Origin of the sequence: Candidatus Stoquefichus sp. SB1, from assembly GCF_001244545.1 — a bacterium.
In the GTDB taxonomy this organism is placed as follows: Bacteria; Bacillota_I; Bacilli_A; order Erysipelotrichales; family Coprobacillaceae; genus Stoquefichus.
Window position 1 is genome coordinate 213,115 of the sequence record NZ_LN852696.1, and the last position, 14,590, is coordinate 227,704.

Below are 14,590 nucleotides of genomic sequence, written 5' to 3' on the forward strand. Positions count from 1 at the left end.
ATAGCGAAAACTTTCGAAGGGAACTTTGCAGTTGTGTTTCTGGCTATGATGATATGAGTGTAGTCGAAGTTGTCTATTGTGATACATACGGTTTGAACAAAGAAAGTTCTAAGATGGTTTTAGATGTTGTGGTTAAGGATGATTTTGGAAGATACTATAATTTTGAAATGCAGAATGGATATATCGGTAAGGACGAACTTGGAAGATTTCAGCTTTATGCAATGAGACTGGTAGAACGACAGCTACAGGATGGCAAAAACTATGGAGAACTTGAAAAAGTAATACAACTGATTATTTATACAGGTTCACCTGTTAAAAATTATGATCATGACTATCATATTGCACGATTATATGATGACCAGTATCAGATAATGATGGAAAAAGGATTATTGGAATTTCATATCTTACAGACACAAAGAATGGAGGCAGATAATATGGAATTAAAAAGTGAAGGTATCAGAGAGGTATTTTGGATGTTTGCAGATGAGGAGAATCATAAGAAAAAACCTAAAACAAAATTAGGGGAAGAAGTGGTTGGGTTATATGAAAGTTATCAGAACTCAGATGAATTTCTCACTTATTGTAATATTGAAAGAGATAGGCTTATTATTAAATCAAGAATGATGCAATCTGAGAAAAAAGGTAAAGAGGAAGAAAAACGGAAAAACTGCTTAAAAATCGCTGAAGTAAAATATCCAGATTCCTCATTGGAATGGTTAAAGACATGTACAATGGAACAGTTGGATAAAGTTTTTGAACTTATTTTTCAGGATATCAGTTATGAAGAATTCAAAATACAAGTCTTAAACAATTGAAAAACAATCAATAGGAAAATCCATCATTTTTGATAGATTTTCTTTTATTTTCCGTATATTCGTTCACCATTATTCGGTATTTTGGATGTTTAAAAAAAGTATAAAAAATTGTCAAAATATTGTTGACGAATAAGGTGAAAGCGGTTATATTGAATATGTAATACGGAATTACGTATATAATTCGTAAATACGGATAAGGGAGGAAAAGAAATGAATTTTTCGGAAGCGGCAACTGAAAAGTTGCTAATGATTGCTGATAAAATCAGTAATCAAAAACATATGAGTGCTATCAAGAATGCTTTCTCAACATTAATGCCAGTCATTATTACTGGTGCATTCTGTACACTTATTTCAAATGTTGTTTGCTCTACAACAACAAATGGTATTTCACTTGCAAAAGTACCAGGTATGGCATGGTTAGAATTTTTACAACCAATCTTTACTTCAGCTAACTATGCAACATTAAATTTCTTTACAATTGGAGCAGTTGTTTTGATTGGTCTTGAACTTGGAAAGACAAATAAAATGAAAGGGTATGCACCAGCATTTATTGCTTTATGTTCTTATGTTGCATGTTGTCCATCTTTTATTAACTTCACATTGGAAAATAAAGAAGTGATCCAAGTCGCAGATGTATTTGGAAAAGACTATACAGCAGCTAAAGGATTATTCTTAGGAATGGTTATTGCGATGTTATCTGTTGAATTGTTCTCATGGGTTGTTAAATCAGGAAAAATGAAAATTTCTATGCCTGATTCAGTACCACCAAATGTGTCTAACTCATTTAATGTGTTATTCCCTGCAATGTTTACTATTATTGCTTTTTCAGCAATTAACTTTGGAATTACGCAAGTGACTGGTATGACTTTATATGACATTATCTATACAATGTTACAAAAACCATTAGAAGCAGTTATGCAAGGGTTACCAGGTTTATTAATTTTAATGTTGGTTGCTCAATTGTTCTGGGTCATTGGAATTCATGGGAATCAAATTATTAAACCAGTTCGTGAACCTTTATTAAATGCTGCAATTATGGCAAATACAGATATGGTGAATTCAGGAAACTTTGCACGTGGAGACTTAAATGTTATTAACATGTCTTTCTGGGATGTTTATATGTCTATGGGAGGATCTGGGGTGACAATTGGTTTGGTCATTGCTATCTTCATCTTCTCTAAACGTGAAGATTATAAAGGAATTGCTAAATTATCATTAGTTCCAGGTATTTTCAATATTAATGAAACAATGACTTTTGGATTACCAATTATGTTAAACCCAATTATGGCTATTCCATTTATTATTACACCATTAATTACTGGTACAATTGGTTATGTCTTAACAACAATTGGTTTTGCTGATGTACTTGTCTATGCAGTGCCATGGACAACGCCACCAATTTTAAGTGCTTGGTTAGCAAGTGGTGGAAGTATTACATGTATTATTACACAAGTGATTTGTATGGCAGTATCAATCCTTATTTATATTCCATTTGTTATGGCAGCAAATAAACAAAAAATGGCTTCAGAATAGTTTCATACAACCACCTTATAAGGTGGTTTGTATTTATATTTGTGATAACGTGTGCTATGATTATCTTAACGAGGAAGGTGAAATGGTATGAAATTAAATCGAACATTATTAAGAGCTATTGAAATTCTTGAATTGTTATCAAAGACAAAAGAAGGATATACATTGGCTCAATTATCAAGTTTGTTAGATTCACCGAAATCAAGTGTGTTTGATATTGTCAAAACACTTGTCTATAAAAACATGATTGTAGAAGATAATCAGAGTGGTATCACCAAATATAAAATAGGGTTACAAACATTTTTAATTGGAAGTAGTTATTTAAATGATATAGATATTGTCAATATTGCAAAACAAGATTTGATTGATTTGGCAAATAAAATGCAGGCAACAACTTTTATGGCAATTTTAGATGATGATATGGTGACTTATTTATATAAGTATGAATCGGAAAAAACAATTATTACGACAGCCAATATTGGGAGTCGCCGATCAGTTCATTCTGCTGCTTTAGGAAAAGTTATGCTAGCTTTTGGCTCAGATGAAGATTTAAAGAGAGCTATTCAAAAAACAGAGTTTGTGGCTTATACAGAATATACAATCACTTCAGTAGAAAAATATTTAGATGAACTCAAAGAAGTGAGAAAGTTAGGATATGCAAAAAGTGATCGTGAAGATACTTTACAGCAAATTGCAGCAGCAGCACCGATTCGTGATCATGATGGAACAGTCATAGCTGCTATTAGTTGTGTTGGTTTTTATGAAAGTCAAATCAATTTAGATGATTTAGGAGTCATTGTCAAAGAAGTGGCTGATAGAATTTCATCCAAACTTGGTTATGCTCCATGTAATGAGGTGAGAAAATGAAAATGACATTTCGCTGGTACGGCGAAGATGATCCTGTCTCATTAGAGAATATCAAACAAATTCCCAATGTAACAGGAGTTGTCAGTGCAATCTATGATATACCAGTTGGTGAAGTTTGGCCAATAGAACGTATTGAACAGTTGAAGCAGACAGTTGAAAAAGCAGGACTGGAATTAGAAGTCATTGAAAGTGTACCGGTTCATGAAGATATAAAATTAAAAAGAAATGATTATCAAAGATATATTGATAATTATAAAGAAACAATCAGAAATCTCGCAAAGTGTGGAATCAAATGTATATGTTATAATTTTATGCCAGTTTTTGACTGGACAAGATCATCAATTGATCATCAATTAGCAGATGGTTCACAAGCTTTGGTTTACTATAAAGATGAAGTGAATCAACTTGATCCAACAAAACTTACTTTACCTGGCTGGGATGCCTCTTATTCACCACAAGAAGTGAGTCAACTGATTCAAGCTTATCAGGAATTAGGAGAAGAAGGTTTATGGAAAAATCTTCAATATTTTATTGAAGAAATCATACCAATAGCAATCGCCTATGATGTCAAGATGGCAATCCATCCAGACGATCCACCTTGGTCAATTTTTAATATCCCAAGAATTATAACAAATGAAAAGAATTTAGACAGATTCCTAGAACTCTATGATGATGTTCATCATGGTTTAACTTTATGTAGTGGATCATTGGGCTGTGCATCATTTAATGATGTTGCCAGTCTGATTAGAAAATATGGGGCTATGAAAAGAATTCACTTTGCGCATGTGAGAAATGTAAAGATTTTGGCTGATGGGTCTTTTGAAGAAAGTGCTCATTATTCAAGTTGTGGATCGCTAGATATGGTTGATATTATGAAAGCTTATTTAGAAACAGGGTTTGAAGGCTATATCAGACCAGATCATGGACGTATGATTTGGGGAGAAACAGGAAAACCAGGCTATGGTTTATATGACAGAGCCCTTGGTGCGATGTATCTTGGTGGTATTATTGATGGATTGAAAGGAAAATAAAATGAAAAAGAAAGTCAAATTACCTGATGATTTTTTCTTGGGTGCAGCGGCTAGTGCATGGCAGACAGAGGGCTGGATAGGGAAAAAAGAACATCAAGACTCATATATAGATTTATGGTATAAAGAAAATAAAAATGTTTGGCATAATGGTTATGGGCCAGCAATCGCAACCAATTATTATGAAAGATATCGAGAAGATATTGGCTACATGAAAGAGATTGGAATGAATTGTTATCGGACATCATTGAATTGGTCACGTTTTTTAACAGATTATGAAAATGTGATTGTCGATGAAGACTATGCCGCTTACTATGATAAGATGTTAGACGAATTGATTGCTCAAGGGATTGAACCAATGGTCTGTTTAGAACATTATGAAATTCCAGGAGAGTTATTTAAAAAATACGATGGATTTGCGAGTAAGCATGTTGTTGATTTGTTTGTCAAATATGCTGAGAAAGCATTTCAAAGATTTGGTCATAAGGTGAAATATTGGTTTGCATTTAATGAACCAGTTGTTGTTCAAACCAGAATTCATCTTGATGCATTGCGTTATCCTTTTTATCAGGACAGCCAAGCGTGGATGCAGTGGAACTATCATAAAGCACTTGCAACGAATATGGTTATGAAAGTTTATAAAGAAGGTGGATACCGCATAAAAGGTGGGAAGTTTGGGACAATTATTAATATTGAAACAGCTTATCCTAGAGGAAACGCACCAAGAGATTTAGAAGCTGCTGATAAATATGACTTATTCTATAATCGTGTATTCTTAGATCCAGCAATTTTAGGATATTACGAAGAAGGCTTCTTTGATTTATTAAAACAACATGATATTTTAATGGATTATACGAAAGAAGAATTAGACATTATCAAAAATAATACATTGGACTGGGTTGGGATTAACCTATATCATCCTAACCGTGTCAAAGCACGTACAACAGCAATTCATCCAGATGCTCCATTCCACCCTGATTTTTACTATGAAGATTTCAATATGCCAGGGAAAAAGATGAATCCTCATCGTGGCTGGGAAATCTATCCAAAGATTATGTATGATATGGCTATGCGTATGAAAAATCATTATCATAATTTTGAATGGTTTATTGCTGAAAGTGGTATGGGTGTTGAAAATGAAAAACAATATAAAGATGAAACAGGGATGATTCAAGATGATTATCGTATTGAATTTATAAAAATGCATCTTGATTGGTTAATCAAAGGTATTGAAGAAGGATCAAATTGTAAAGGTTATATGTTATGGGCTTTTACAGATAACGTATCACCAATGAATGCTTTTAAAAATCGTTATGGATTAGTAGAAATAGATTTAGAGGATCATAGAAATAGACATTTAAAAAAGTCAGCTTATTTTTATAAGAATATAATTCAAACAAGAGAATTTGAAATAGAGGATGAAGAAAACGATTATAAGTAAAGAAAGAGGTTAGAATGATGAAAAGCCAGGAATTAAGAACAATAGCACCTGAATTAGATCCATTAAGAATTGGAACAGGTTGGAAAATAGAAGATTTAGAGAAAATGCAGGTTTTTATAGCAAGCACTTATGGAGATTCACATCCAGGAAGTGTCCATTTAAATGAATTGGTTGGTTATGTTGAAGAAAGTTTAAAGGCAGTGAACATAAAAGGTGCAAAATATTATACAACTGATATTTGTGATGGAGAAGCACAAGGCCATGATGGTATCAATTATTCATTATGTTCAAGAGAAATGATGACAAATATGATTGAAATTCAATATAATGCGACGCCTTTTGATGGCTGTATTTTCTTATCAAGCTGTGACAAGGCTGTTCCAGCTCATTTAAAAGCGATTGCACGATTAAATGCACCAGCGATTATGATTCCTGGTGGGGTTATGAATGCGGGGCCAAACTTATTAACATTGGAACAGATTGGGAAGTACTCTGCTCAATATCAACGTGGTGAAATCACTTTAGATGAATTTAATTTCTATAAACAAAATGCTTGTCCGAGTTGTGGAGCGTGCAGTTTTATTGGAACTGCAACAACAATGCAAATCATGGCTGAAGCTTTAGGATTAGCATTACCTGGAACATCCCTTCTTCCAGCTACAAGTGAAGAGTTAAAGGATGTTGCTAAAAATATTGGACAACATATTCAATTCCTGGTTGAAAAAGACATCAAACCTTCAGATATTTTAACAAAAGAAGCATTTGAAAATGCGATTATGGTTCATGCGGCCATTGCTGGTTCAACCAATGCATTGTTGCATTTACCAGCGATTGCACATGAAGCTGGCATTGAATTAACAGGTGATGATTTTGATCGTATTCATCGCACAATTCCTTATATCCTCAATTTAAGACCCAGTGGTTTTTATCCTGCACAGTACTATTATTATGCAGGCGGTACACCAGCGATTATGGAAGCGATTAAAGATCACTTACACCTTGATGTCATGACTGTAACAGGTAAGACTTTAGGTGAAAACTTAGAAGACTTAAAACAAAATGGTTATTATGAAAAGTGTTTTGCTTTCTTAGAAGATATCAAAGTTCAACGCACTGATATTATCTATCCTATTGATAAACCATTAAATCAAGAAGGTGCAATTGCTATTTTAAAAGGGAACCTAGCACCAGAAGGAGCAGTTGTGAAACATTCAGCAGTTCCTACTGCTATGCAGGAAGTGGTTTTATCAGCACGTGTGTTTGATTGTGAAGAAGAAGCCATTGCTGCTATTTTAAATCATAAAATCAATCCTGGAGAGGCTGTCTTTATTCGTTATGAAGGGCCTAAAGGAAGTGGAATGCCAGAGATGTTTTATACAACCGAAGCGATTGCCAGTGATCCAGAATTATCAGCTTCAATCGCACTATTAACTGATGGGCGTTTTTCAGGCGCAAGTAAAGGACCAGCCATTGGACATATTTCTCCTGAAGCAGCAAGTGGTGGACCGATTGCTTTGGTAGAAGATGGAGATTTAATTGAAATCAGTGTTAAGAAACGTTCTTTAAATATTGTTGGTATTCATGGAAAAAGAACACCTTTAGATTTGGTTGATAAAATCTTAAAAGAGAGAAAAGAAAAATGGTCTCCACGTACTCCAAAATATCAAAAGGGTGTCTTGGCGCTTTATACACAACATGCAGTATCACCAATGAAAGGTGGGTATATGGAATAATGGCAACAAAAAAACAGAAAAAGGATAAGTTAGATGGATTAACGGATCGTCAAAAACATATTGTAGAACTACGTGAAAAACTCAATCAACCTGATCCAAATGCAATTCATGTTTTTACTCCTTATAAAATCATTACCTATATTTTTAATGTTTTATTTCCACCCTATGCACTTTATCGTATATGGAATAAAAATTCAGAATTTAATAAAAATGAAAAAGGAATTCAAACAGCTGTCTGTGTCATTTATATAATTGTATTATTAAGCATATTAACAGGAGGAATGTCATAATGAAAAAATCAGAAACAATGATGGAATTAAAAAATCAAGGTGTTGTTGCAGTGATTAGGGGAAATAGTTTAGAAGAAGGTATCAATATTTCTGTGGCTTGTATTCAAGGTGGTTTAAAAGCCATTGAAATGGCTTATACCAATTCATCAGCTTCTGAAATTATCAAACAATTATCTCAAATGTATAAAGATGATGCTGAGGTTTGTATAGGAGCTGGAACAGTATTAGATGCTCCAACTGCAAGATTGGCGATTTTAGCTGGTGCCAAATATATTGTTTCACCATCATTTGATCAAGAAACAGCCATTCTTTGTAATCGTTATGGAGTTCCTTATATTCCTGGTTGTATGACAATAAAAGAAATTGTGAATGCGATGGAAGCAGGAAGTGAAATGATTAAATTATTCCCTGGAAGTGCCTTTGGTCCTGGCTATGTTGGAGCCATTAAATCACCATTACCACAAGTGTCATTAATGGTCACTGGTGGTGTAAAATTAGATAATTTAGATCAATGGTTTGATGCTGGTGTTGATGCAATTGGTGTTGGTGGAGAATTGAATAAACTTGGCGAACAAGGGCAATTTGATGAAATCACACGAATTGCAAGTGAATATGTCCAAAAAACAAAAGAGGCGAGACAATCATGAAAGTCTTATGCATGGGAGAAACGCTGCTTCGTTATTCAACCAAAAAAGGACACCGTATGAGTGAACTTGATTTTCAAGTTCATATTGGTGGTAGTGAAACAAATATTGCTGTGAGTCTAGCACAATATGGTTTTGAAACATCATTATTAACAAAACTGCCTCGTCATGCTTTAGGAGATGCAGTTATTTCCTTTTTGAAAAGCTTTGATGTTGATACTTCAAAAATATTAAGAAATGATATGAGAATGGGGAGTTATTTTTTAGAAAATGGCAGTGGAAACAGAACAAGTCAGGTCATTTATGATAGACAATATAGTGCAATGACATCATTTTGTTTAGATGATATTGTCTTAGAAGATATATTTCAAGGCGTTGAAGTTTTTGTTGTTTCTGGCATTACAGTGGCATTAAATGAAACAGTTCGTCATGCAGTGTTAAAGATGCTTGAATATTGCCGAGGAAATGATATTCTTGTCGTTTATGATAGTAACTATCGTGCAAAGATGTGGTCGATTGAAGAAGCGAGAAAAGCATTTCAAAGTATTTTGCCATATGTAGATATCTTATCCGCTGGGATATTAGATGCACAAAACTTTTTAGGTTTAACAAGTCAGGAAAGTGAATTTGAAAAGCAGTTAACTGATTTATATCAGCAGATGAAAAAAATGTATCCTCATTTAAAATATATCACAAGCACAAAAAGGGAAATTGTTTCAACAAGTGTTAACAATTTAACAGGGTATTTATATGATGAGAAACTTCATGTATCAAGGACTTATCATATTGATGATATTGTAGATAGAGTTGGCGGTGGAGATGCTTATTTATCTGGTTTATTATATGGCTTGTTAAATCACAAAGAAAAAGATTATAGTTTGGAATTTGGATGCTGTGCTTCTGTTTTAAAACATACAATTCATGGTGATGCGAATACTTTTAGCATTCATGAAATTGAAAGTTTTATGGAATCAGGCACATCAAGAATAAATAGATAGAGGAGAAAGTTTATGGGATTTCCGAAAGATTTTTTATGGGGTGGAGCGATTGCTGCGAACCAGGCAGAAGGTGCATACCTTGAAGATGGGAAAGGTTTGACGACTGTTGATATGATACCTCATGGTGAAAAAAGAATGTATGTAAAATTAGGGGATATGTATCCAGTTGAAGAGATTCCTGGTGAAAATTATCCAAGTCATGAGGCGATTGATTTCTATCACCATTACAAAGAAGATATCGCTTTGTTTGCTGAAATGGGATTTAAAACATTCCGTACATCTATTGCATGGGCAAGAATTTATCCTCATGGTGATGAAGATGAGCCTAATGAAGCGGGGATTGCTTTTTATACTGATATGTTTAAAGAGTGTCAAAAGTATGGCATTGAACCGTTAGTGACATTGTGTCATTTTGATGTTCCAATGGGATTGGTGAGAAAATATGATTCTTGGAAAAGTCGTGAGATGATTGACTGTTTTTGTAAATATGCGAAAACATGTTTTGAAAGATTCGATGGACTGGTTAAATATTGGTTGACATTTAATGAAATTAATATTTTATTACATTCACCATTTTCTGGGGCAGGAATTAGTTTTCGACCAGGAGAAAATCGTGAACAAGTCAAATATCAGGCTGCTCATCATGAACTCGTAGCTTCTGCTCTTGTGACTAAAATTGCTCATGAAATCAATCCAAATAATCAGGTTGGATGTATGTTGGCAGGTGGACAATTTTATCCATACAGTTGTGATCCAAATGATGTTTGGTTAGCTATGAATAAAGATAGAGAAAATTTAATGTTTATTGATGTTCAGGCAAGAGGATATTATCCAAGTTATTCAAAACGTGTATTTAAAGAAAAAGATATTCATTTGGATATTCGTGATGGTGATTTAGATATTTTAAAACAATATCCAGTTGATTTTATTTCATTTAGTTATTATCAATCACGTTGTGCCAGTGCCAATCCTGAAATGGGAATGACTGATGGCAATGTTGTGAAATCTGTTAAAAATCCTTATTTGCAAACATCTGATTGGGGTTGGCAAATTGATCCATTAGGACTAAGAATCACCTTAAATGCTTTGTATGATCGTTATCAAAAACCATTATTTATTGTTGAAAATGGATTAGGTGCAAAAGATGAGATTGAAGCAGATGGTTCAATCAATGATGATTATCGTATTGATTATTTAAGAGAGCATATTAAGGCAATGAAAGATGCGATTGAAGACGGTGTTGATTTAATGGGGTATACCACTTGGGGATGCATTGATTTAGTAGCAGCCAGTACAGGTGAAATGAGTAAACGTTATGGTTTTATTTATGTTGATAAAGATGATCAGGGGAATGGAACTTTAGCAAGAAGAAAGAAAAAATCATTTGACTGGTATAAAAAAGTGATTGCTAGTGATGGCGAAGATTTAGAATAAATAGTATAATGAGAAAACAAGTTTCAGTGTCATACAATGGAACTTGTTTTTTCTTTTGGATAAAATGAAGCAAACGCAGAATGTGAAAGGAGCAAGATATAAAATGGATAATATTAGGAAAAATATTGCACTTTTATATGTAGAATTTTGCCTTTTCTTGGAAGGGCTCACATCATATAATGGCATTGTGGAAAGGAGGAATATATATGAGATTATATACAATGATGAGTGATTTTAAAGAAAAAGAAAATTATCTTCCTATTGAATTTTTTATGCAAAAATATGGAGTATCTAAAAGAACCATTCAAAACGATATTTCTTATCTCATGAGAATTTCTCCACGCAATGGTTTTCAAATACATATTAAAAGAGGTCAGGGCTATTTATTAGAAGTGACCAATGAAGAATTATTTAAAGATTTTGTTGAGTCATTAAATGATGGATTATCTATGAATACAAAAGAAAGACCTGCTCACATCTTAGCTTATTTAGCAGTTAGGAAAGGCTTTGTTTCCATGGAACAAATTGCAGATTTTTTCCAGATATCAAAAACTTTAGTGAAAACAGAAATGAATGATGTGGATATCCTAGCAAAGTCATATCATTTGTTGTTGGAAAGAAAAAGTCATTATGGTATTCGAATCATGAGTGAAGATAAATATCTTAAAAAGTATCTTGTTGATGAATATCTTAATCAGAATGTAATTATTCAAACAGTGATTAATGATGTTGTCAAAGATTTTACTTTCATTGAGGAAGAATTGATTAATCAGTTAAATAGAGAAACATTAAATATTAATTATAATGAGTTACTGAATGTAACAGAATATTTAAAAGTGATGGTTTTTATTGCTGATCTTCATCAGGAGAAAACAGAAAGTTTTCAATACGATGACACAGATGCATTACAAAGAGTGACTTCATTTCTTATTCACTTATTAGAAAAGCATTATCATGTCAATTTCAATATAGCAACAATACAAGAGTTATTAATCCTTCTTCAAAAAAATGTTCGTAAGAAAATAGGAAACATATCTTTCACAGATTATTTAGGAAATGATATTGATTTGTTTTTAGAAAGTACAGATCAAATTTATAATACAGCATTTCGATTAGATAAAGATTTTAAAAAACTATTAGAAATACATGTTTCTTTATTGGTAGATAGACTCCATAATAAAATTTCTTATAAAAACCCTTTAGCTAATGAATTAAGTATTACTAATCCGATGATTTTTAATATTGCGATTCAATTTTGCGATATGTTAAATGAGAAATATGGTGTAGAGGCAACTTTTGATGAAATTGGATTTATTGCAACGCACTTTGGGGCACATATGGAAAAAGAAAAACAGCAGAAATTACAATCATACAATAGAATAGGTGTTGTCTGTTCATCAGGTGGAGGAAGTGCCTATATGATTAAAATGCAGATTGCCTCATTATTTCCAACTGCTATTGTCAATACGTTTTCCTTTTTACAACAAAAAGAACTTCTACAGTATCATCCTGATCTTATCTTTACTGTGATGCCTTTATCTTTAGATGTCAATATTCCTATTATTTATATCAAGGAACTTCTTGATGATCGAGATTTATATCGCATTAAACAACTTTTACAATGTGATGATTATGATCCATATACACTTATTCATGAAAACCCTGTTTATTATTCATATTTTTCTAAAGAGTTTTTCAAAATTTCCAAAGGAAATGATTATCATCAAGTGATTACTGAAATGGCTAAGGAATTGGAAGATAAGGGATATGGGAAAAAGGGTTATACCCAACTGGTTTTGGAAAGAGAAACTTATGTCAGTACTGTTTATATGAATGGTGTGTGTATACCCCATCCTTTAGAAACAGATGCAATTCAAAATATGATATCAGTTCGTATTATGCAAAAACCATTTTTTCATAACACGAAAGAGGTCAAAATCATATTTATGATTTGTTTAAGAAAAGATCAAATTGAGGTTTATAAAATGCTTACAAGAAAACTTTATCAGTTAATGAAAGATCAAAAGTATTTAGAGAGAATTGTCAATGTGAAATCATTTGAAGAAATGATGGCAGTTATAAAAGAGATGGGAGGTGTAAATCATGAATAGTTTATTATTAAAAAGATTATGTGAAGCTGATAGTATTGCTTCTCATGAAGATGAAGTGAGAAAAATTCTTTATAGTGAATTAGCAAAGTTAAGTGATGAGATTTTTTGTGATGATTTAGGAAGTCTTATTTTTTACAAAAAAGGTCGCTCAAAGAATCCTTTAAAACTTATGTTTTGTGCTCATATGGATGAAGTTGGATTTATGGTCAGACATATTTCTGATATTGGATTTATATACTTGATTGCTGTTGGCGGGGTTCTTGATAAAAGCAAAGAAATGCAGATGGTAAGAATTACGACTGACAGTGGTCAAAAAATTGAAGGACTTTTAAACGTAACAAAAGATAGTCAAGGAAATGTGCAAGAAATGTATGTTGATATTGGTGTTGAAACAGCTCAAGAAGTCTATGACTGTGGAATTGAAATTGGTAATATGGTTTGTTTTGCAAGTGAGACAAAACAGCTTCAGCCTCATGTTTATGCCGGTAAAGCAATGGATGATCGAAGTGGCTGTTATGTTTTGATTGAAGCAATGAAGAAAATGGCAACAGATATAGAGAATGATGTCTATTTTGTTGGAACAAGTAGTGAAGAAGTAGGAATACGTGGTGGCAAAACGGCAACTTATCTGATAGACCCAGATATTGTATTTGCGATTGATGTAGCGAATCATCCAGAACTAAGCAGAAATTATACCAATCATCGATATATCGGAAAAGGACCAATGATTGTTCACTATGATAAGACGATGTCACCTAATCGAAAACTATTGGCGTATGTCAAACGTCTTGCTAAAGAAAATAACATACCCTATCAATGTGATATGTTTAGTGGTGGTGGGACTGATGCAGGGAATGCCCATCTTGAAAAAGGCGGGAGATTATCTTTGGTTTTAGGCATACCATTAAGATATTGCCATAGTTGTTATTCATTTGTACATCAGAATGATTTAGACAATTTAATAGAATTAATAGGGTTATTGGTTGAGAAAATAACACGCGAAGATTATGTAGAATTTATTAATTATATGGGAGGATATAAAAATGACTGAATTAGAAAAAATTATTATTGGGATGATTTCTTCATCGGGTGAAAGTAAAACAAAGGCTTTTGAAGCTTTAAAGAAAGTCAAGACAGGTGAATATGATGCCGCAAGACAACTGCTTAATGAAGCAAGAGAAGCGGATTTAAAAGCGCATCAAATTCAAACAAAACTTATCCAGGCTGAAATGTCAGATAGTGGGGATAAGGTTGAAGTTGGGTTATTAATGGTTCATGCGCAGGATCATTATATGACTTCTCAATTAGCGAGAGATCTTATTGAGGAATTAATAAATGTATTTGAAGAAAAGGAGGGAAAATAAATGAAAATTGTTTTATGTTGTGCTGGTGGTTTTTCTACGACTATGTTAATGGACAGTATGAAGAATACTGTGAAAAACAGTGCAAAGCTTAATGATGCTGATTTTAGTTTTGTAGCAATTCCGGTGGATATTTTACAAAGTGAAGTTGAAAACTGTGATGTTTTGGTTATTGGACCACAAATTGCTCACAAATTAGATTACATTAAACCAATTATTGATCCATACAAGATTCCTTATGTCATTGTTGATCAAGATACATATGGAAAAATGGATGGAGCAACTGTTATGAAACAAGTTCTTATTGCTCGTAGAAAAGCAGATATGGAAAAATAAAA

Annotated in this window: 14 protein-coding genes; all 14 read left to right on the forward strand. The window is 32.9% G+C overall.

Annotated features, from left to right (window positions below; genetic code table 11):
• The first annotated feature begins 53 nt into the window (after positions 1-53).
• The 14 genes from BN1865_RS13470 (at position 54) to BN1865_RS13535 (ending at position 14,588) form a co-directional block, all read left to right on the forward strand.
• On the forward strand, positions 54-815 hold the full coding sequence (locus BN1865_RS13470; protein WP_232780400.1) for an Rpn family recombination-promoting nuclease/putative transposase: 762 nt from the start codon (positions 54-56) through the stop codon (positions 813-815).
• Positions 816-1,025: 210 nt separating this feature from the next.
• Positions 1,026-2,348 (forward strand): PTS sugar transporter subunit IIC, encoded by a 1,323-nt coding sequence (locus BN1865_RS13475; RefSeq protein ID WP_050637785.1) that lies wholly within the window; start codon positions 1,026-1,028, stop codon positions 2,346-2,348.
• Positions 2,349-2,435: 87 nt separating this feature from the next.
• On the forward strand, positions 2,436-3,212 hold the full coding sequence (locus tag BN1865_RS13480) for an IclR family transcriptional regulator (RefSeq protein ID WP_050637786.1): 777 nt from the start codon (positions 2,436-2,438) through the stop codon (positions 3,210-3,212).
• On the forward strand, positions 3,209-4,243 hold the full coding sequence (gene uxuA / locus BN1865_RS13485) for a mannonate dehydratase (RefSeq protein WP_050637787.1): 1,035 nt from the start codon (positions 3,209-3,211) through the stop codon (positions 4,241-4,243). Before BN1865_RS13480 ends, uxuA begins: the two co-directional genes overlap by 4 nt.
• A gap of 1 nt (position 4,244) precedes the next feature.
• A complete protein-coding gene (locus BN1865_RS13490; protein WP_050637788.1) occupies positions 4,245-5,681 on the forward strand; it encodes a glycoside hydrolase family 1 protein in 1,437 nt (478 codons plus the stop codon).
• A gap of 14 nt (positions 5,682-5,695) precedes the next feature.
• Entirely contained in the window at positions 5,696-7,414 is a 1,719-nt protein-coding gene (gene ilvD / locus BN1865_RS13495; RefSeq protein WP_050637789.1) for a dihydroxy-acid dehydratase, read from the forward strand.
• Entirely contained in the window at positions 7,414-7,704 is a 291-nt protein-coding gene (locus BN1865_RS13500; RefSeq protein WP_050637790.1) for a hypothetical protein, read from the forward strand. The genes ilvD and BN1865_RS13500 overlap by 1 nt, the downstream gene beginning before the upstream one ends.
• Positions 7,704-8,351, forward strand: coding sequence for a bifunctional 4-hydroxy-2-oxoglutarate aldolase/2-dehydro-3-deoxy-phosphogluconate aldolase (locus tag BN1865_RS13505; protein ID WP_050637791.1), 648 nt, complete (start codon positions 7,704-7,706; stop codon positions 8,349-8,351). The genes BN1865_RS13500 and BN1865_RS13505 overlap by 1 nt, the downstream gene beginning before the upstream one ends.
• Complete coding sequence (locus tag BN1865_RS13510) at positions 8,348-9,346, forward strand: sugar kinase (RefSeq protein WP_050637792.1); 999 nt, start codon at positions 8,348-8,350, stop codon at positions 9,344-9,346. The genes BN1865_RS13505 and BN1865_RS13510 overlap by 4 nt, the downstream gene beginning before the upstream one ends.
• Positions 9,347-9,358: 12 nt before the next feature.
• On the forward strand, positions 9,359-10,780 hold the full coding sequence (gene ascB / locus BN1865_RS13515; RefSeq protein WP_050637793.1) for a 6-phospho-beta-glucosidase: 1,422 nt from the start codon (positions 9,359-9,361) through the stop codon (positions 10,778-10,780).
• Positions 10,781-10,986: 206 nt separating this feature from the next.
• Positions 10,987-12,891 carry a BglG family transcription antiterminator gene (locus tag BN1865_RS13520; RefSeq protein ID WP_050637794.1) on the forward strand — a complete coding sequence of 635 codons (1,905 nt, stop codon included), beginning with the start codon at positions 10,987-10,989 and terminating at the stop codon, positions 12,889-12,891.
• Positions 12,884-13,942, forward strand: coding sequence for an aminopeptidase (gene ypdE / locus BN1865_RS13525; protein WP_050637795.1), 1,059 nt, complete (start codon positions 12,884-12,886; stop codon positions 13,940-13,942). The genes BN1865_RS13520 and ypdE overlap by 8 nt, the downstream gene beginning before the upstream one ends.
• Positions 13,935-14,255 carry a PTS lactose/cellobiose transporter subunit IIA gene (locus BN1865_RS13530; protein ID WP_050637796.1) on the forward strand — a complete coding sequence of 107 codons (321 nt, stop codon included), beginning with the start codon at positions 13,935-13,937 and terminating at the stop codon, positions 14,253-14,255. Before ypdE ends, BN1865_RS13530 begins: the two co-directional genes overlap by 8 nt.
• Positions 14,256-14,588 carry a PTS sugar transporter subunit IIB gene (locus tag BN1865_RS13535; RefSeq protein ID WP_050637797.1) on the forward strand — a complete coding sequence of 111 codons (333 nt, stop codon included), beginning with the start codon at positions 14,256-14,258 and terminating at the stop codon, positions 14,586-14,588.
• Positions 14,589-14,590 lie beyond the last annotated feature (2 nt).